The sequence below is a fragment of the Kitasatospora sp. NPDC088264 genome, from assembly GCF_040685715.1.
Classification (GTDB): domain Bacteria; phylum Actinomycetota; class Actinomycetes; order Streptomycetales; family Streptomycetaceae; genus Kitasatospora.
Genome location: NZ_JBFBIR010000009.1, coordinates 52781 through 71253, shown reverse-complemented (window position 1 = coordinate 71253; position 18473 = coordinate 52781). Strand labels below are relative to the sequence as shown.

Annotated in this window: 20 protein-coding genes; 1 reads left to right on the top strand and 19 read right to left on the bottom strand. The window is 70.2% G+C overall.

Going from position 1 to position 18473, the window contains the following annotated elements; genetic code table 11:
• The first annotated feature begins 12 nt into the window (after positions 1-12).
• On the top strand, positions 13-615 hold the full coding sequence (locus AB0O82_RS10030; RefSeq protein ID WP_363582004.1) for a hypothetical protein: 603 nt from the start codon (positions 13-15) through the stop codon (positions 613-615).
• A gap of 28 nt (positions 616-643) precedes the next feature.
• Here the strand turns inward: AB0O82_RS10030 and AB0O82_RS10025 are convergent, their stop codons facing one another.
• The 19 genes from AB0O82_RS10025 to AB0O82_RS09935 form a co-directional block, all read right to left on the bottom strand.
• Positions 644-1216, bottom strand: a complete 573-nt coding sequence (locus tag AB0O82_RS10025) for a cob(I)yrinic acid a,c-diamide adenosyltransferase (RefSeq protein WP_363582002.1) — start codon at positions 1214-1216, stop codon at positions 644-646.
• 183 nt (positions 1217-1399) lie between these two features.
• Positions 1400-1900 (bottom strand): DUF2550 domain-containing protein, encoded by a 501-nt coding sequence (locus AB0O82_RS10020; RefSeq protein ID WP_063347798.1) that lies wholly within the window; start codon positions 1898-1900, stop codon positions 1400-1402.
• 149 nt (positions 1901-2049) lie between these two features.
• The gene (locus AB0O82_RS10015) at positions 2050-2433 is read right to left on the bottom strand and encodes a F0F1 ATP synthase subunit epsilon (RefSeq protein WP_363582000.1); all 384 of its coding nucleotides are present in this window, start codon (positions 2431-2433) and stop codon (positions 2050-2052) included.
• Positions 2434-2615: 182 nt separating this feature from the next.
• Positions 2616-4061, bottom strand: a complete 1446-nt coding sequence (gene atpD / locus AB0O82_RS10010) for a F0F1 ATP synthase subunit beta (RefSeq protein WP_363581998.1) — start codon at positions 4059-4061, stop codon at positions 2616-2618.
• Positions 4062-4063: 2 nt separating this feature from the next.
• On the bottom strand, positions 4064-4978 hold the full coding sequence (locus tag AB0O82_RS10005) for a F0F1 ATP synthase subunit gamma (RefSeq protein ID WP_363581996.1): 915 nt from the start codon (positions 4976-4978) through the stop codon (positions 4064-4066).
• A 32-nt stretch (positions 4979-5010) separates the two neighbouring features.
• Positions 5011-6585 (bottom strand): F0F1 ATP synthase subunit alpha, encoded by a 1575-nt coding sequence (atpA, locus tag AB0O82_RS10000; RefSeq protein WP_363581994.1) that lies wholly within the window; start codon positions 6583-6585, stop codon positions 5011-5013.
• A 161-nt stretch (positions 6586-6746) separates the two neighbouring features.
• On the bottom strand, positions 6747-7562 hold the full coding sequence (locus tag AB0O82_RS09995; RefSeq protein ID WP_363581992.1) for a F0F1 ATP synthase subunit delta: 816 nt from the start codon (positions 7560-7562) through the stop codon (positions 6747-6749).
• The gene (locus AB0O82_RS09990) at positions 7559-8116 is read right to left on the bottom strand and encodes a F0F1 ATP synthase subunit B (protein WP_363581990.1); all 558 of its coding nucleotides are present in this window, start codon (positions 8114-8116) and stop codon (positions 7559-7561) included. The genes AB0O82_RS09995 and AB0O82_RS09990 overlap by 4 nt, the downstream gene beginning before the upstream one ends.
• Before the next feature lie 34 nt (positions 8117-8150).
• Positions 8151-8387, bottom strand: coding sequence for an ATP synthase F0 subunit C (gene atpE / locus AB0O82_RS09985; RefSeq protein WP_350879602.1), 237 nt, complete (start codon positions 8385-8387; stop codon positions 8151-8153).
• Positions 8388-8481: 94 nt separating this feature from the next.
• Complete coding sequence (gene atpB / locus AB0O82_RS09980) at positions 8482-9297, bottom strand: F0F1 ATP synthase subunit A (RefSeq protein WP_350879603.1); 816 nt, start codon at positions 9295-9297, stop codon at positions 8482-8484.
• A 285-nt stretch (positions 9298-9582) separates the two neighbouring features.
• Positions 9583-10026, bottom strand: coding sequence for a hypothetical protein (locus AB0O82_RS09975; protein ID WP_363581988.1), 444 nt, complete (start codon positions 10024-10026; stop codon positions 9583-9585).
• 301 nt (positions 10027-10327) lie between these two features.
• Positions 10328-11605 carry an MraY family glycosyltransferase gene (locus AB0O82_RS09970; protein ID WP_363581986.1) on the bottom strand — a complete coding sequence of 426 codons (1278 nt, stop codon included), beginning with the start codon at positions 11603-11605 and terminating at the stop codon, positions 10328-10330.
• Positions 11606-11780: 175 nt separating this feature from the next.
• Positions 11781-13061 carry a serine hydroxymethyltransferase gene (locus AB0O82_RS09965; RefSeq protein WP_363581984.1) on the bottom strand — a complete coding sequence of 427 codons (1281 nt, stop codon included), beginning with the start codon at positions 13059-13061 and terminating at the stop codon, positions 11781-11783.
• 180 nt (positions 13062-13241) lie between these two features.
• Positions 13242-13883 (bottom strand): protein-tyrosine-phosphatase, encoded by a 642-nt coding sequence (locus tag AB0O82_RS09960; protein ID WP_363372045.1) that lies wholly within the window; start codon positions 13881-13883, stop codon positions 13242-13244.
• A 32-nt stretch (positions 13884-13915) separates the two neighbouring features.
• Complete coding sequence (locus AB0O82_RS09955; protein WP_063347809.1) at positions 13916-14563, bottom strand: L-threonylcarbamoyladenylate synthase; 648 nt, start codon at positions 14561-14563, stop codon at positions 13916-13918.
• Positions 14564-14783: 220 nt separating this feature from the next.
• Positions 14784-15650 (bottom strand): peptide chain release factor N(5)-glutamine methyltransferase, encoded by an 867-nt coding sequence (gene prmC / locus AB0O82_RS09950; RefSeq protein WP_063347810.1) that lies wholly within the window; start codon positions 15648-15650, stop codon positions 14784-14786.
• A 62-nt stretch (positions 15651-15712) separates the two neighbouring features.
• On the bottom strand, positions 15713-16789 hold the full coding sequence (gene prfA / locus AB0O82_RS09945; RefSeq protein ID WP_363581982.1) for a peptide chain release factor 1: 1077 nt from the start codon (positions 16787-16789) through the stop codon (positions 15713-15715).
• A gap of 156 nt (positions 16790-16945) precedes the next feature.
• Positions 16946-17167, bottom strand: a complete 222-nt coding sequence (rpmE, locus tag AB0O82_RS09940; protein ID WP_030057539.1) for a 50S ribosomal protein L31 — start codon at positions 17165-17167, stop codon at positions 16946-16948.
• A 138-nt stretch (positions 17168-17305) separates the two neighbouring features.
• The gene (locus tag AB0O82_RS09935) at positions 17306-18418 is read right to left on the bottom strand and encodes an LCP family protein (protein ID WP_363581980.1); all 1113 of its coding nucleotides are present in this window, start codon (positions 18416-18418) and stop codon (positions 17306-17308) included.
• Positions 18419-18473: the final 55 nt, after the last annotated feature.

Sequence of the window (18473 nt, the reverse complement as noted above, 5' to 3'; positions counted from 1 at the left end):
CGGGAGCACAACGTGATCGTCACCCTCATCGTCGCGGCCGAGATCTCCTTCTGGATCCTGCTCGGCCTCGGTCTCACCGCCCGCTACCTGCTGCGGTGGCGCCGCACCAGCACCGCCCTGCTGGTCGGCCTGCCGGCGGTGGACCTCACCCTGTACGTGCTCACCGTGCTCGACCTGCGCGGCGGCGCCGCCGCGAGCTGGACGCACGCCCTCGCGGCGAGCTACGCGGGCTTCTCGATCGGGTACGGGCCCTCCCTGGTCCGCTGGGCCGACCGGCACTTCATGTACCGCTTCGCCGGCGGCCCCAAGCCGCCGCGCTCACCGAAGTACGGCCTGGCGCGGTCCCGGTACGAGTGGCAGATCTGCCGCCGCACGGTGGTCTCGGCCGCGATCACACTGAGCCTGATCACCCTGCTGGTGCCGCTGTCGGGAGGCTCCGCACACTTCGGCACCTTCCTCCAGTGGTACCTCAAGCTGGGCATCGCCGCCGTGGTCAACGTGGTCATCGCCGTCAGCTACACGCTCTGGCCGAAGCAGCCGCCGGCCGGCGAGCAGGACGCGGACGACCCGATCGCCGAGCAGCCCGTCGCCGGCGTCCCGGAGAAGCGGCTCTGAGGGGCTTGCCGGCGGTTCTGAGGGACCGCTAGCGGTTCTCGCCCGGCACCCAGAGCACGTCGCCGCGCTCCTTGTTGGCCGCCCGGGCCAGGATGAACAGCAGGTCGGAGAGCCGGTTGAGGTACTTCGCGGTCAGCGGGTTGACGCTGTCCCCGTACTCCGCGATCGCCGCCCAGGTGGCCCGCTCGGCCCGCCGCACCACCGTGCAGGCCAGGTGCAGGTAGGCCGCGCCGGGCGTACCGCCGGGCAGGATGAAGCTGCGCAGCTTCTCCAACTGCTCCAGGTAGTGGTCGCAGTCCCCCTCCAGCCGGTCGACGTACGACGGCAGCACCCGCAGCGGCGGGTACTTCGGGTCCTCGACCACCGGCGTGGACAGGTCCGCGCCGACGTCGAACAGGTCGTTCTGGATCCGGACGAGCACCGTGACGATGTCCTCGGGCAGCGATCCGGCGGCGACGGCCACGCCGATCGCCGCGTTCGCCTCGTTGGTGTCGGCGTACGCGACCAGGCGGGGATCGGTCTTGGTGGTCCGGCTCATGTCACCTAGCGCGGTGGTGCCGTCGTCGCCGGTGCGGGTGTAGATGCGCGTCAGATTCACCATGCGGCCAGCGTAGCCGGACAGGTTAGGCGGCGTTAACCCCGAGCCCGGCGATCGCCGCTACGCGACGTTGACCTCCCCCAGCCTCCGGCCGGGGGTACCCCCACCCCGAGGGTCTCGCCGCTACGCGACGTTGACCTCCCCCAGCCTCCGGCCGGGGGTACCCCCACCCCGAGGGTCCCGCCGCTACGCGACGTTGACCCTCTGCCCGGGCGGGGCGGCCTCCAGCCAGGCGAGGAAGCCGGTGAGCGCGTCCTCGCTCATCGCCAGCTCCAGCGGCTCCCCGTTGTGCAGGCAGCGCAGCACCACCGAGCCGGAGAGCAGGGCGAGCTCCTCCTGGCCCTCCGGGTAGCGCCGGCCGAGCACCTCGATCTCCCGGCGCGGCAGCACCCTGCGCGGGCGCGGGGCGTACGAGAAGACCCGGAACCACTCGATCGAGTCACCGCTGTAGCGGCCGATACCAAAAACCCACCCCTTGCCGTCGGTCTGGGGGACCGGGGCCGAGGTGGGTTTGCCGTTCTCGTCGAGGTCGGGCTGCGTCGAGGCGTCGGCGGGCATTTTGAGTCGGTAACTGCAGTCGAACGTGCCGCCGACCCGCTGGATCAGGCGGCGTCGTACCGCGAACGCCACCAGGCCGATCACACCCAGCGCCACGACCGCCGCACACACCACAAGCGCGAGGACCATGCTCACCTACCTCCTCGCTACCCGCGTTCCCCGTATCGGTCGTATCAAGCGACCGCGTTGACCTACCAACTACGACGACAGTCCCGGGGTCACGCTCACGCGTCCCCGGGACCGTCGGTCGACCCCGCTGAACCAGGGTCTTGGCGCACTCAGACGTGGGCCTTGAGGCCGCGCGCCGCGAACAGGCGGACCTCGGCGCGCCGCTCGGCGTGCTCGTCCAGGCCCGACTTGGCCTTCTCCAGCGCGCGCTCGGCACGGGCGACGTCGATCTCGTCCGCCAGCTCGGCGATCTCCGCGAGCAGAGACAGCTTGTTGTCGGCGAAGGAGATGAAGCCGCCGTGCACCGCGGCGATCACGGTGCCGCCGTCCGCCGTGCGAATGGTGACCGGACCGGTCTCCAGCACGCTCAGCACCGGGGTGTGACCCGGCATGATGCCGGTGTCGCCGGAGGCCGTACGGGCGACGACGATGGTGGCCGCACCGGACCACACCTTGCGGTCGGCTGCGACCAGCTCGACGTGCAGCTCAGCCAACGTGGGCTCCTAGGCTCATGCAACCCCCGATTACTCGGGAGTTTCGGTAAGAATAACGGCCGCGCGCCTCCGGCATGAAACCGGCGGCACGGATTTGACCGGAATCACAGCCGATGCGACGCGAGGGGTGGTCCCGGGCTCGGGGCCACCCCTCACGGTCACTCAGCTGCTACCGGCCGCGACTACTTCTTCGCCAGCTCGGCGGCGTTCTTCTCGAGGTCCTCGATGCCACCGCACATGAAGAAGGCCTGCTCCGGGATGGAGTCGTACTTGCCGTCCGCGATCGCGTTGAAGGCCTCGATGGTCTCCGACAGCGGCACGGTCGAACCCTCGACACCGGTGAACTGCTTCGCCACGTAGGTGTTCTGCGAGAGGAAGCGCTCGATGCGACGGGCACGGTGGACCGTGACCTTGTCCTCCTCGGACAGCTCGTCGATACCGAGGATCGCGATGATGTCCTGGAGGTCCTTGTACTTCTGCAGGATCCCCTTGATACGGAGGGCCGTGTCGTAGTGGGTCTGCGCGATGTACCGCGGGTCGAGGATGCGGGACGTGGAGTCCAGCGGGTCGACGGCCGGGTAGATGCCCTTCTCCGAGATCGGGCGCGACAGAACGGTCGTCGCGTCCAGGTGGGCGAAGGTGGTGGCCGGGGCCGGGTCGGTCAGGTCGTCCGCGGGGACGTAGATCGCCTGCATCGAGGTGATCGAGTGACCGCGGGTCGAGGTGATGCGCTCCTGGAGGAGGCCCATCTCGTCGGCCAGGTTCGGCTGGTAGCCCACCGCGGAGGGCATGCGGCCGAGCAGGGTCGACACCTCGGAACCGGCCTGGGTGAACCGGAAGATGTTGTCGATGAAGAGGAGCACGTCCTGCTTCTCGACGTCACGGAAGTACTCCGCCATGGTCAGCGCGGAGAGCGCGACGCGCAGACGGGTGCCCGGCGGCTCGTCCATCTGGCCGAAGACCAGCGCGGTCTTGTCCAGAACGCCCGAGTCGACCATCTCGTCGATGAGGTCGTTGCCCTCACGGGTGCGCTCGCCGACGCCGGCGAACACCGACACACCACCGAAGTTCTCGGCGACGCGGTAGATCATCTCCTGGATCAGAACGGTCTTGCCGACACCGGCACCACCGAACAGACCGATCTTGCCACCCTGGACGTACGGGGTGAGGAGGTCGATGACCTTGATGCCGGTCTCGAACATCTCGGTCTTGGACTCGAGGTCCTTGAACTCCGGCGCCTTGCGGTGGATCGGCCAGCGGACCTCGACCTGCTGGTCGAACTCCTTCTGGTCCACGTTCAGCACGTCGCCGAGGGCGTTGAAGACCTTGCCCTTGGTGATCTGGCCGACGGGCACCGAGATGGCGGCACCGGTGTCGGTGACCTGGGTGCCACGGACCAGACCGTCGGTCGGCTGCATCGAGATGCCGCGGACCATGCCGTCGCCCAGGTGCTGGGCGACCTCGAGGGTCAGGGTCTTCTTGCCCGAGCCGTCGGGGTTCTCCGCCTCGACGTGCAGGGCGTTGAACATGTTCGGAATAGCGTCGACGGGGAACTCCACGTCGACGACCGGGCCGATGACCCGCGCGACGCGGCCCGTCGCCGTGGTCGGCTCAACAGTGGTGGTCATTCTCATTCGCTCCCGCGGCTAGCGTCGGCGAGGGCGTTGGCACCGCCGACGATCTCGCTGATTTCCTGGGTGATCTCGGCCTGACGGGCCGAGTTGGCAAGCCGCGTGAGCGACTTGATGAGCTCGCCGGCGTTGTCCGTCGCGCTCTTCATCGCGCGTCGGCGGGCGGCGTGCTCGGAGGCGGCCGACTGCAGCAGCGCGTTGTAGATCCGGCTCTCGACGTACCGCGGCAGCAGCGCGTCCAGCACGCCCTCCGCCGACGGCTCGAAGTCGTACAGCGGGAAGATCTCCGCCTTGGCCGGCTGGTCGTCGCTGAGCTGGACCTCGTCCAGCTTCAGCGGCAGCAGCCGGGCCCCGACCGCGTTCTGCGTCAGCATCGACACGAACTTGGTCGAGATCAGGTGGAGCTCGTCCACGCCGCCCGTCTCGGCCGTGAAGGCCTCGATCAGGTCGGCCGCCACGGTCTTCGCGTCCCCGTAGGTCGGCTTGTCCGAGAAGCCCGTCCACGACTCCGCGATCTCGAAGCCGCGGAACGTGTAGTACGAGACGCCCTTGCGACCGACGATGTACGTCACCACGTCCTTGCCCTCGGCCCGCAGACGCTCGCTGAGCGACTGCGCGGCCTTGATGGCGTTGGTCGAGTAACCGCCCGCCAGGCCGCGGTCCGCCGTGATCAGCAGGACGGCGGCGCGCGAGGCGCTCGGGTTCTCGGTGGTGAGCGGGTGCTTGGCGTTGGACCGGGTGGCCACCGCCGTCACCGCACGGGTGAGCTCATCGGCGTACGGAGTGGAGGCGGCCACCGCGCGCTGCGCCTTGACGATGCGCGACGCGGAGATCATCTCCATCGCCTTGGTGATCTTCTTCGTCGCGGTGACAGAGCGGATCCGGCGCTTGTAGACCCGAAGCTGTGCTCCCATGGGTCGTTACGTCCTTTCCCTCGCTACCGGACTCAGGCCTGCTCGGAGAGCAGCTTGCCGTCAGCGGTCTGGTAGCCCTGCTTGAACGCGTCGATGGCGCTGGTCAGCGCGTCGACGGTGCCCTCGGCGAGCAGACCGGTCTCGACGATGCCCGCGAGCAGGTCCTTGTGCTGGAGGCGCACGTGGTCCAGGAACTCGCGCTCGAAGCGGCGGATCTCGGCGACCGGGACGTCGTCCAGCTTGCCGGTGGTGCCGGCCCAGATGGAGACGACCTGCTCCTCGACCGGGAACGGCTGGTACTGGCCCTGCTTCAGCAGCTCGACCATGCGCGCACCGCGCTCCAGCTGGGCCTTGGAGGCCGCGTCCAGGTCGGAACCGAAGGCGGCGAAGGCCTCCAGCTCGCGGTACTGGGCGAGGTCCAGACGCAGACGGCCGGCGACCGAGCGCATGGCCTTGATCTGGGCGGAGCCACCGACGCGGGAGACCGAGATACCGACGTTCACGGCCGGGCGGATGCCGGCGTTGAACAGGTCGGACTCCAGGAAGCACTGGCCGTCGGTGATGGAGATGACGTTGGTCGGGATGTACGCCGAGACGTCGTTGGCCTTGGTCTCGATGATCGGCAGACCGGTCATCGAGCCGCCGCCCAGGGCGTCGTTCAGCTTGGCGCAACGCTCCAGCAGGCGGGAGTGCAGGTAGAAGACGTCGCCCGGGTAGGCCTCGCGGCCCGGCGGACGGCGCAGCAGCAGCGACACGGAGCGGTAGGCCTCGGCCTGCTTCGACAGGTCGTCGAAGATGATCAGGACGTGCTTGCCGTCGTACATCCACTCCTGGCCGATGGCCGAACCGGTGTACGGGGCGAGGTACTTGAAGCCGGCCGGGTCGGAGGCGGGAGCAGCCACGATGGTGGTGTACTCCAGCGCGCCGGCCTCCTCCAGGGCGCCGCGGACGGACGCGATGGTGGAGCCCTTCTGGCCCACGGCGACGTAGATGCAGCGGACCTGCTTCTCCGGGTCGCCCGAGCGCCAGTTGTCGCGCTGGTTGATGATCGTGTCGACGGCCACCGCGGTCTTGCCGGTCTGGCGGTCACCGATGATCAGCTGACGCTGGCCACGGCCGATCGGGGTCATCGAGTCGATGGCCTTGATGCCGGTCTGCAGCGGCTGCTTGACCGACTTGCGGGCCATGACGCCGGGGGCCTGCAGCTCCAGGGCGCGGCGGCCGCTGGAGGCGATGTCGCCCAGACCGTCGATCGGGTTGCCCAGCGGGTCCACGACGCGGCCGAGGTAGCCGTCGCCGACCGGAACCGAGAGGACCTCGCCGGTGCGGCGCACGGTCTGGCCCTCTTCGATGCCACCGAACTCACCGAGGATGACGACACCGATCTCGCGGGTGTCGAGGTTCAGCGCGAGGCCGAGCGTGCCGTCCTCGAACCTCAGCAGCTCGTTCGCCATGACCGAGGGCAGGCCCTCGACATGCGCGATGCCGTCCGCCGCGTCAGTGACCGTGCCGACCTCTTCCACAGAAGCGGCGTCCGGCTGGTACGACTGGACAAAGTCGGCCAGCGCGTCCCGGATCTCCTCCGGACGGATCGTAAGCTCCGCCATCAGGCTTCCCTGCTCTCCTAGTTTGCGATCCTCGGCCCGCCATTGAGGGCCGCAAGTATTCGACTCTCGGCCGGGTCTGCCGAACCGGCCGTCCGATGTGCCGGCTCCTTGGGGAGCCGGTTTCCCGACCGAGGGTCGGATGTGCTGCTGCTTCGGTGTGCTCAGCCTTCGAGCGACTGGCGAGCGCCTTCGAGGCGGCTCGACACGGTGCCGTCGATGATCTCGTCGCCGACCTGCACCCGGACACCGCCGACGACCTCGGGGTCGACGTCGATGTTCAGGTGGACCTGGCGGCCGTACATCCGGCCCAGAGCACCGGACAGGCGCTCCTTCTGGGTGTCCGACAGCGGCACCGCGGTGGTGACCAGGGCCACCACGCGGCCGCGGCGCGCGGCGGCGAGCTTCGAGTAGGACTCCAGGCCCTGCTCCAGGCTACGGCCACGCGGCGCGTTGACGATGGCCGTGACCAGCCGGACGGTGCCCGCGTGGGCGCGGCCACCGAGCAGCTTCTTGATCAGCGCGGCCTTCGCGGCGGTGCCGGCCTTCGGCTCGGTCAGCGCGGCGCGCAGCTCGTGCGAGCCGCCCACCACCCGGCTGAACCGGAACAGCTCGTCCTCGACGTCGTCCAGGGCGCCTGCCCTGTCCGCCGCGATGACCTCGGCGTACGCGGCCAGCTCCTCGGTCCCGTCCACCAGGTCGCGCGAGCCCGACCAGCGGGAGCGGACCAGACCGGAGACGAGGTCGACGGTCTCGCCGGAGACCTGACCGGTCAGCAGCGAGGAGACCAGCTGGGCCTTGTCCTGACCCGACCGGGACGGGTCGGTCAGGACACGGCGCAGCGACACCTCACGGTCCAGCACGGCCGTGACGGCGGTGAGCTCCTCGGCGAGCTTGGCCGCGTCCACCGAGGTGGAGTCGGTCAGGCTCTCCAGGTTCTGCCGGCCGGCGGCGAGGGCCTCGCGGCTGGCGCCGATCACTTGGCCGCACCCTGAGCAACGGCGGCCTTGGCCTCCAGCTCGTCCAGGAAACGGTCGATCACGCCGCTCTGCCGAGCGCTGTCCTCGAGGGACTCGCCCACGATGCGGGAAGCCAGCTGGGAGGCCAGCGAACCCACGTCCTGGCGCAGGACGGCAGTCGCCTGCTTCTTGTCGGCCTCGATCTGCGCGTGGCCGGCGGCGACGATGGCCTCGCGCTGACGCTGGCCCTCCTCGCGCATCTCGGTGAGCTGGGCAGCGCCCTGCTCGCGAGCCTGCTCGACGATGCGGGCAGCCTCGTGACGCGCCTCGGCGAGCTCGGCGCGGTACTGCTCAAGCAGGGCCTGGGCCTCCGCCTGAGCGGCCTCGGCGCGCTCCATGCCGCCCTCGATGGCGTCCCGACGCTCCGACAGCACCTTCTCGATGCTGGGGAGGAGCTTCTTGCCGAGGAGACCGAAGACGATGAAGAAGCAGAGCAGGCCGATGATGATCTCGGGCCACGCGGGGAGGAGAGGGTTCATCTTCTCCTCGGCCGCGAGCGTAACCGCGATGCTCATATCTGGACCTTCCTCGAATGGGTCTGCGGCAGGATTACTTGTTGCCGAAGACGAACGGCATGACGATGCCGATGAGGGCGAGCGCCTCGGTCAGCGCGAAGCCGATGAACATGTTGGAGCGGATCAGGCCGGCAGCCTCGGGCTGACGGGCCATGGCCTGGACACCGTTGCCGAAGATCAGACCGACGCCGATGCCGGGGCCGATCGCGGCGAGGCCGTAGCCGATGGAGGCGACGGAACCGTAGACGTTGCCCTCAGCGAGGATGCTCATTGACGTTGTCCTTTGCAGGGGTGGTGAACCGGTGGTGATTGGCCACCGGGCAATCCGGAGAGGTTGGTTCAGGGAGGGCCGAAGGCCCCCTGGCTCAGTGCGCCTCTTCGAGGGCACCGGCGATGTAGCTGCTGGCCAGCATCACGAAGATGTAGGCCTGCAGGAACTGGACCAGCAGCTCGAAGGCGGTCAGCGCGACGGCGACGATGAACGAGGCCGAGCCGTAGAGCGCACCCAGGGTCGGGCTGAGCAGGTACCAGGAGGCGATGGAGAACATCACGATCAGCAGGTGGCCGGCGAACATGTTCGCGAAGGCTCGGACCGCGAGCGTGAAGGGGCGCACGAAGATGTTCGAGAAGAACTCGATCGGCACCAGGATGAACATGACCCAGCCGGGGATGCCCGAGGGCCAGCAGAGGTTCTTCAGACCGCCGACGAAGCCGTGCTTCTTGAAGGTCAGCGTCATGTAGGTGATCCACACGACCGCAGCGAGGCCGGCCGGGAACGCGATCGCCGCCGAGACGGGGAACTGCGCGAAGGGGATGATCGACATGATGTTCATCAGCCAGATGAAGAAGAACATCGAGACGAGCATCGGGACGTACTTCTCGCCCTTCTTGCCGATCGTCTCCAGCACGATGGAGCGCTTGACGAAGTCGTAGCCGATCTCGCCGACGAGCTGCAGCTTGCCGGGGACCAGGCGCGGCTTGGCGAAGGCGGCCCAGAAGAAGACGACGACCAGCAGCGCAACGATGACCGACAGCAGCATCGGCTTGTTGAACTCGATACTGCCGATCGAGAAGATCGGCTTGAACTGGAACTCGTTCAGACCCGGGGCCGGGAAGCCGCAGCCAGCGTCCCCGAAGTGGCAACTGCCTGAGGCGAGGAACGTGAGCTGATCAGCACTCACCACGGACTCCTTCGTCGTGACGCATGGTTACGGCAACCTCGGTGTGTCGGCGTGGCCTGCGGCCACGGAGCGGCACTGGAACTTGATGGGTTTCTCGCGGATCCCGCGCGCCGGTGCGCCGCACCACAGCGGGATCATCGAAGACTGCGCGGATCCGGGGGGCGATCCGTCCGCTGTTCGGACAGACCTGGCCGCTTCCCGTACTCCGTTGTTGCGACGGACGATAGCAGTCCGTCAGTGCGGCATAAACACCGCCCCCCTCGTTGGGGGGACAGCCAGGGCTCGTCACTGTTGACGCCCCGAGTCGGAGGGCTTGTCGCCCTTGTTTTCGGAGGCGTCGGGGTCGACGTAGAAGGTCTTGGCCTTCAGCGCACCGCGCACCTGGAACCCCGTCCAGATCAGCGCGCAGCCGAGCAGGGTGAAGGCGAAGGCCTGCCGGTTGAAGAGCCCGGTGTTCTTGAAGACCGCCAGCACGATGCCGACCAGCAGGATCTGCGTGGTGTACACGAGCAGCGCCGCGGCCATCATGATGTGCGGGTTCGACCTGGTCAGCCGGTCGAGCGCGACCTGGCCGAAGCTGAAGAAGGCCATCACCAGGAGTGCGCCGAAGAGGGCGCCGAGCAGCCCCTTCCCACCGGCGACGGCGAACGAGATCGCCATGGCGATGATCCCGGCGGCCGCAGTGGGAATCGCGGCGCCTCGGAGGATCCGGGCGTCGGTGGACGGCATGTCGGCAGCTCCGGCGGCATGTCGATGTGACGGGGGACGGGGCACAGAAGGTGGTGGGTGACACCGGACCGAGAGGCCGCCGCCCGGGCCGCCCGCTGGAGCGGCGGGCCCGTCGAGGGAGACCGACCAGGGACGGAAGTCCTCCACCTGTCAGGTCTTTCGGCGTGTTCTCGGTACTCGTGAACGGTATCACAAACTATTTGATGAGAGCTTTACCATGAATGTGTGGCACCTGTCACACCGACGGCGCAACGGTGCAGCCGAACGGGTGAGGCCATTTGACGGAACATCAACTGCCTTGCTAGCGGCGGCCGGTGGCCCGGCCGTGGTCGTCGAGCGCGGAGGCTCCCCGGTCGGCTTCACCAAGAAGTTGCTTGTCCTTTGCCGACAGTTCAGCCATGGGGGCGGACGGACGGCGCCGGTAGCGCGGCGGGACGAAGGCCTGCACCGCCTTCGGCGCGCGCGGCCGGAACTGCGGCGTCAGCAGCACCACCAGGCCGACCAGGCAGAGCCCGGCGAGCGTCAGCACCACCGTGCGGCCGGTGTTGGTGACCGAGAAGGCCACCGTGCCGAAGGCGATCAGCGCGGCCCAGAAGTACATGATCAGCACCGCGCGGCTGTGCGAGTGCCCGACCTGGAGCAGCCGGTGGTGCAGGTGGCGCTTGTCCGCGGCGAACGGCGACTGGCCGGCCCAGGTGCGGCGCACCACCGCGAGCAGCAGGTCCGCCAGCGGCAGCGCGATGACCGTCAGCGGCAGCAGCAGCGGGATGTAGATCGGCACCAGGGCGTGCACGGTCGCGGTCTGCGAACCGGTCTCGCTGCTGATCAGGTCCGGGTCGACGCGGCCGGTGATGGAGATCGCGGCCACGGCCAGCATCAGGCCCAGCATCATCGAGCCGGAGTCGCCCATGAAGATCCGCGCGGGGTGCATGTTGTGCGCCAGGAAGCCCAGGCACATGCCGATCAGCAGCACGCTGAACAGCACCGCGGGCGCCGCGTCGGTGATCGTGTAGCCGTACCAGAGCCGGTAGCTGTACAGGAAGAACGCCATCGCGGCGATGCAGACCATGCCGCCCGCCAGGCCGTCCAGGCCGTCGATGAAGTTCACCGCGTTGACCATGACGACGACCAGGGTGACCGAGATGACCATGCCCTGGGTGGGGCTCACCGCGACCGCGCCGACACCGGGCACCGGGAGGGTGATCACCGTGACGCCCTGCCAGACCATCACACCGGCGGCGATCATCTGGCCGCCGAGCTTCACCAGCGCGTCCACGCCCCACTTGTCGTCGAGCACCCCGAGCAGCCACATGATCCCGGCGCCGGACAGCAGCGCGCGGATGTCGGTGCCCTGGGAGAACACCTTGCTCAGGTTGTCCAGCTGGGAGGCGACCAGGATGCCCGCGCACAGCCCGCCGAACATGGCGATCCCGCCGAGCCGCGGCGTCGGCTCGCGGTGCACGTCCCGGGCGCGGACCGGCGGCATGGCGCCCGCCGCGATGGCGAACTTCCGGACCGGGCCGGTCAACAGGTAGGTGACGGCGGCGGTGCAGAACAGCACCAGCAGATACTCACGCACCACCGGCCTCCTGCGTCACTGTCCAACGGGGAGGTACCGAAGGTACTCCCCTGCGTTCCCGGGGTTCGAGGTGCGTCGCCACGCCCCACACCTTATTGAGTCGGACGCTCAAGGCACGCATCGCGGTTCGCTCTCCCGGGTAGGAGATCCGAATATCCGTCGACGACGCTCTTGTTCACCGCCGGTCGGCGAAGGACAGGGCCAGCTCCCGGACCCGGTTCGCCACCCGCGCGCCCGTGCCCCCGGCGAGCACCTGGGCGATCAACCCGGCGAGCTCGGCGAGTTCCGCCTCGCCCATCCCCTGGCTGGTCACCGTGCCGGTGCCCAGCCTGATCCCGGAGGCCTCGGCCGCCGGCGCCGGGTCGTAGGGCAGCGCGCACTTGCCGAGCAGCAGTCCGGCCACGGCGCAGCGCCGCTCGGCCTCCGCGCCGGTGACGCCCAGCGGGCTCACGTCCGCCGTCACCAGGTGGGTGTCGGTGCCGCCGGTCAGCGGGCGCATCCCGGCCGCCGCGAGCCCTGTCGCCAGCACCCGCGCCCCGTCCACCGTCCGCTGCGCGTACGCCCGGTAGCCGGGCGTCGCCGCCTCGGCCAGCGCCACCGCCTTGCCGGCCACCTCGTTCATCGCCGCCCCGCCCTGACTGAACGGGAACACCGCCCGGTCGATCCGCTCGGCCAGCTCCGCGGTGGACAGCAGCAGGCCCCCGCGCGGGCCGCGCAGCAGCTTGTGGGTGGCCGCCACGGTGACGTCCGCGTACGGCACCGGGGAGGGCGCCACCCCGGCGGCGACCAGGCCGGCGGTCTGGGCGACCGAGGCGATCAGGTAGGCGTCCACCTCGTCGGCGATCTCCCGGAAGGCGGCCCAGTCCGGGTGCCGGGGGTGCGAGATCGAGCCCGCCACGATCGCCTTCGGGCGGTGCTCGCGGGCCAGGTCGCGCACCTGGTCGAGGTCGATCAGGCCGTCGGCCTCGCGCACCCCGTACCCCGTGAAGGCGAACCAGCGGCCGGAGAAGTTCGCCCGCGAGCCGCAGCTGAGGTGGCCGCCGTGCTCCAGCGACATCGCCAGCACCCCGTCGCCGGGCCGCAGCAGCGCCGCGTACGCCGCCAGCATCGCCGAAGTCGCCGACCGGGGCTGGACGTTGGCGTGCGGGGCGGCGAACAGCTCACGGGCCCGGTCGATCGCCAGCAGCTCGGCGGCGTCCGCGAGGGCGCAGCCGGTGTGGTGCCGGCGGCCCGGGTAGCCCTCGGCGTACTTGTCGATCAGCGGCCCGGTCAGCGCCGCCAGGACGGCCGGGGAGGTCAGGTTCTCCCCCGCCAGCAGCTGGACCGTCTCGGCCCGCCGCTCGGCCTCGGCCGCCAGCAGGTCGGCCACCTGCGGATCGGCCCGGTGCAGTGCCTCGGAGGCCCACGGGCGCCCTCTGGTCGCGGTCGGGCCGGTCGGGGCGTCGGTGACGGTCATGGCGGGGCTCCGGGGCGGCGTGGGGGCGCCTCCCGGCATGGGGGCCGGGAAGGGTGGGTTCCTCCAGCGTAGGACCGGCCGGGCCGGGCGGCTCGTCGGCGCGGGGCCATTCGGCGCTCGGCCGCCGCGGGCCGTCCCCGGGCCGCCGGGGGGCCTTCGGGCCGCTCGCGGCGCGGGCGGTCAGCGCAGCGCGGGCACGCCGGTGAGCGCGGTGACCACCGGGTCGACCGCGTGGAATATCTCCTCGCCGCAGTTGCGGAACATGCCGATCGGGGCCCCGTACGGGTCGTCCAGTTCGTCGGACTCCGGGGTGGCGGCGAGCAGCCAGCCGCGCAGCGCGGCGGCCGCCCGGACCAGGGCGCGGGCGCGCTCGGTGACGTCGGCGCCGCGGCGCGGGTCGGGCAGGGTGCCCGGGTCTATCGTCCGCACCAGGCGGGTGAACTCCTTCAGGGTGAAGGTGCGCAGCCCCGCCTCGTGGCCCATCGAGATGACCTGGGCGCGGTGGTCCAGGGTCGCGGTGAGCACCAGGTCGGCCTCGACCACGTGCTCGTCCAGCAGCTCGCGGCCGGTGAAGCCGCCGCTGTCGGCGCCGTACTCGTCCAGGACGGTCGCGGCGTGGTCCTCCATCGGCGCGCCCACGTGGCCCCAGGTGCCGGCGCTCTCCACCAGGATCCGGCCGGCCACCCGGGGGCTGAGCCGGGTGTCCAGCTCACGCCGGGTGAGCCGCTCGGCGATCGGCGAGCGGCAGATGTTGCCGGTACAGACGAACAGGATCCGGAAGTGGTCCAGCGGCCTGGGACCCACGCTCAGGTACGGCGCTATGCCGGGCCCGGCATGGAGCGAGGCGATGGGCGTCAACTGCCGGCCTCCAGGTCGGGGACGACCTCCCTCAGCTGCTCGACGCTGATCGCGCCCGCCCGCAGCAGGACCGGGACCTTGCCCGTGACGTCGACGATGGACGAGGCGGTCGCGTGGTCCGCCTGTCCGCCGTCCAGGTAGACCGAGATGGCGTCGCCGAGCTGCGCCTGCGCCTCGTCGCAGGTGGCCGGGGACGGGCCGCCGGTCTTGTTGGCGCTGGAGACGGCGAGCGGGCCGGTGGCGTTCAGCAGCTCGATGGCGACCGGGTGCAGCGGCATCCGGACGGCGACGGTGCCGCGGGTCTCGCCGAGGTCCCAGCGCAGCGAGGGCTGGTGCTTGGCGACCAGGGTGAGCCCGCCCGGCCAGAACGCGTCGACCAGCTCCCAGGCCTGCTCGGAGAAGTCGGTGACCAGGCCGTGCAGGGTGGTCGGCGAGCCGACCAGCACGGGCGAGGGCATGTTGCGGCCGCGGCCCTTGGCGGCCAGCAGGTCGCCGACGGCCTCCGGCGAGAAGGCGTCCGCGCCGACCCCGTACAGGGTGTCGGTGGGCAGCACGACGAGTTCGCCCCGGCGAATGGCCGAGGCGGCCTCGCGCAGGCCGGTGGCGCGGTCCCCGGCGTCGGCACAGTCGTAACGGCGGCTCATCGGTGCGGTCCCCTTCCGGAATGGCTCATCACAGCGTTCACAGCACGGTCTTCACGGCGCGGCCGGGCGAGCGGCGGTACCGCGGCCCGGCCGGTCACGACGACGCCCCTCGGGTGGGCGTACGGCACTCGACCGCTCACAACGACGCCCTGCGGGCTGTCGTACTGTGCTCGATCGTTCACAACGACGCCCTGCGGGCTGTCGTACTGTGCTCGACCCTTCACAACGACGCCCTGCGGGCTGTTGTGAAGCGCGGTCGGTTGTTCAGGTCGCGGTGGTCGGCGGTGTCCGTCCAGCCGCGTTCCTCGTTGAAGATCCACGGGACCTGCCCGCCCTGCTGGTCGGCGTGCTCGATCACCACCGCGCCGCCGGGGCGCAGCAGCCGGGCGGCCACCCGCTCGATGCCGCGGATGGTGTCCAGGCCGTCCTCGCCGGAGAACAACGACATCTGCGGGTCGTGGTCGCGGGCCTCCGGGGCGACGTACTCCCACTCGGTGAGCGGGATGTACGGCGGGTTGGAGATCACCAGGTCGAAGCGGCCGTCCCAGGAGCGGTCGTCGGCGAAGGCCCGGGTGGCGTCACCGGCGTGCAGGGTGACCCGGGCGCGGTCGGGGCTGGCCTCGATGTTGCGCCGGGTGTACTGCAGCGCGCCCTCGTCGAGTTCGAAGGCGTGCACGGTCGAGCGCGGCAGCTCCTGGGCCAGGGCGAGCGCGATGGCGCCGGAGCCGGAGCACAGGTCGACGACCAGCGGCTCGGCCACGTCCATGTCGCGGACGGCGTCTATGGCCCACTCGACGACCGTCTCGGTCTCCGGCCGGGGTACGAACACCCCGGGGCCGACCTCCAGTTCGAGGTAGCGGAAGAACGCCCGCCCGGTGATGTGCTGGAGCGGTTCGCGCGCCTCGCGGCGGGAGACGGCCTCCCAGTAGCGGGCGTCGAAGTCGGCGTCCTTCACCGAGTGCAGCTGGCTGCGCTTGACGTTGTGGACGTAGGCGGCGAGTTCCTCCGCGTCGAAGCGCGGCGACGGCACGCCGGCCGCGGCCAACCGCTGGGTGGCCTGGGCCACCTCGGCGAGCAGCAGGTTCATCCGTACGACCTCTTGTTTCTGCGCTCCGGCTCGCGCCGTCGCTCGGGCTGGGCGCGCCGGTCTCAGTTCTGTTGGGCCGAGGCGAGCTTGGCCGCCGCGTCCGCGTCGACGCAGGACTGGATCACCGCGTTCAGTTCGCCGTCCAGGACCTGGTCCAGGTTGTACGACTTGAACCCCGTGCGGTGGTCCGAGATGCGGTTCTCCGGGTAGTTGTACGTCCGGATCCGCTCGGAGCGGTCCACCGTACGGACCTGGCTGCGACGCGCGTCCGAGGCCTCGCGCTCGGCCTCCTCCTGCGCGGCGGCCAACAGGCGCGACCGCAGGATGCGCATCGCCTGCTCCTTGTTCTGCAGCTGGCTCTTCTCGTTCTGGCAGGACGCCACGATACCGGTCGGCAGGTGGGTGATCCGGACCGCGGAGTCGGTGGTGTTGACCGACTGGCCGCCGGGGCCGGACGAGCGGTAGACGTCGATCCGCAGGTCGTTGGCGACGATCTCGACCTCGACCTCCTCCGCCTCGGGGGTGACCAGCACGCCCGCCGCGGAGGTGTGGATGCGGCCCTGGGACTCGGTGGCGGGGACGCGCTGCACGCGGTGCACGCCGCCCTCGTACTTCAGCCGGGCCCAGACGCCCTGCCCGGGCTCGGCGTTGCCCTTGGTCTTCACGGCCACCGAGACGTCCTTGTAGCCGCCGAGGTCGGACTCGTTGGCGTCGATGATCTCGGTCTTCCAGCCGATCCGCTCGGCGAAGCGCAGGTACATCCGGAGCAGGTCGCCGGCGAACAGCGCGGACTCCTCGCCGCCCTCACCCGCCTTGATCTCCAGGATGACGTCCTTGTCGTCGCTCGGGTCGCGCGGCACGAGCAGCAGCCGCAGCTCCTCGGTCAGCCCCTCGCGGCGCTGCTCGCCCTCCTTCACCTCGGCGAGGAACTCCGGTTCCTCGGCGGCGAGTTCGCGCGCGGCCTCGATGTCCTCGCCGGCCTGTCGCCACTGCCGGTAGACCCGGGTGATCGGGGTCAGCTCGGCGTACCGCTTGGCCAGCTTGCGAGCGTTGGCCTGGTCGGCGTGGACGGACGGGTCGGCCAGCCTCTTCTCGAGGTCGGCGTGCTCGACGAGGAGCTCTTCGACTGCCTCGAACATGGAGTGGGCCTTCTTCCCGTGAGAACCGTTGGAAGCCGGTGAGGACCGGCCGGTCGTGCGAACCGCTGGAGGGGGTGCTGGGGGATGCGAACGGCGCCGGCCCCCAGCGCCCCCGGAACGAGTACGGGGGCACCGGGAACCGGCGCCGTGGGAGCGCTAGGCCTTCGCGCTGTGCTGCTTGCCGAAGCGGGCCTCGAAGCGGGCCACGCGGCCACCGGTGTCGAGGATCTTCTGCTTGCCGGTGTAGAACGGGTGGCACTGCGAGCAGACCTCGGCGCGGATCTCGCCACTGGTCTCGGTCGAGCGGGTCGTGAACTCGGCGCCGCAGGTGCAGGTCACACGGGTGACCACGTACTCGGGGTGAACGTTGGGCTTCAAGGGGTTCTCCTAGGTTTCGGGAGGGCACCGGGTCGGCGGCTGGAGCGCCGCACGTGAACCGGGACCGACGGACCAGTCTGCCAGGACCGGCCGCATCTTCCCAAACCGGGTCGTGTTCCGGGATATTCCGGGCACCGCTCAGCGCCTGGCGGGAGCCTTCGCCGGGGCCGTGGGGGCGGCCGTGGGGGCGGCCGTGGGGGCGGCCTGGGCGGGGTTCTCGGGCTGCGCCGAGACGATCGCCTGCGGGACCGGCTGGTCGGCCTTGAGGGCCGCCCAGAGCTGGTCCGCCTGCGGCTGCTGCTCGACCACCCGGTTGGGGTCACCGGGGGCGGTCATCACCGGCAGGGTCACCATGCCGAGCTGGTCCGGCCCGATCCCCTTGAGCTCCTGGACGAGCCCCACCAGGGCGTTCACCGAACCCAGCGCGGAGTCGGTGGTGATGCTGCGGGTCATGGTGTCGCCGATCGACCAGAGCTTGACCGGGTTGGAGAACAGCCCGATCCCGCCGGCCTGCTGGAGCAGCGACTTCACCATCTGCTTCTGGAGTTCGATCCGGCCGAGGTCGCTGCCGTCGCCGACGCCGTGCCGGGTGCGGACGAAGGCCAGCGACTGCTGCCCGTCGAGGTGGTGCTCTCCCGGCGGCAGGTCGAGCCCGCTGTCCTTGTCGTGGATGGCCACCGCGGTGCTCACGGTGGCCCCGCCTATCGCGTCCACGACGCGGGCGAAGCCGGCGAAGTCGATCTGCACGTAGTGGTCCATCCGCAGCCCGGTGAGCTGCTCGGTGGTCTTGACCGCGCAGGCCGCGCCGCCGGCCTCGAAGGCGCTGTTGTACATCGCGCGCTTGGCGCCGGCCACCGCCTTGCCGGCGGCGTCGGTGCAGTCGGGCCGGGTGACCAGGGTGTCGCGCGGGATCGAGACGACCTCGGCGTGCGAGTGGTCCTGGTTGACGTGCAGCACCATCGCGGTGTCCGAGCGGGCGGTGTCGCCGGTGTCGCCGCCGGCCAGGTCGCCGTTCTCGCCGTTGCGCGAGTCGGAGCCCAGCACCAGGACGTTGAACGAGCCGTCGGTGGCGGCCGGCGGGCGGGCGTCGCCGAGGCGGGCGTTGATGTCGACGCTCTTGATGTTGCCGTTGAGTTCGACGTACGCGTACCCGGCCGCTCCGGCGCCGAGGACGACGAGCGCGGCGAACGTGCAGGCGGCCGCCCGCAGGATCTTGCGGCGGCGGGTCAGGACCCTCTTGTGCTCGGCCATACGGTCCAGAGTAAAACGGACAAGATGATCAAAAAGCCTCATGATGTCCCAACTC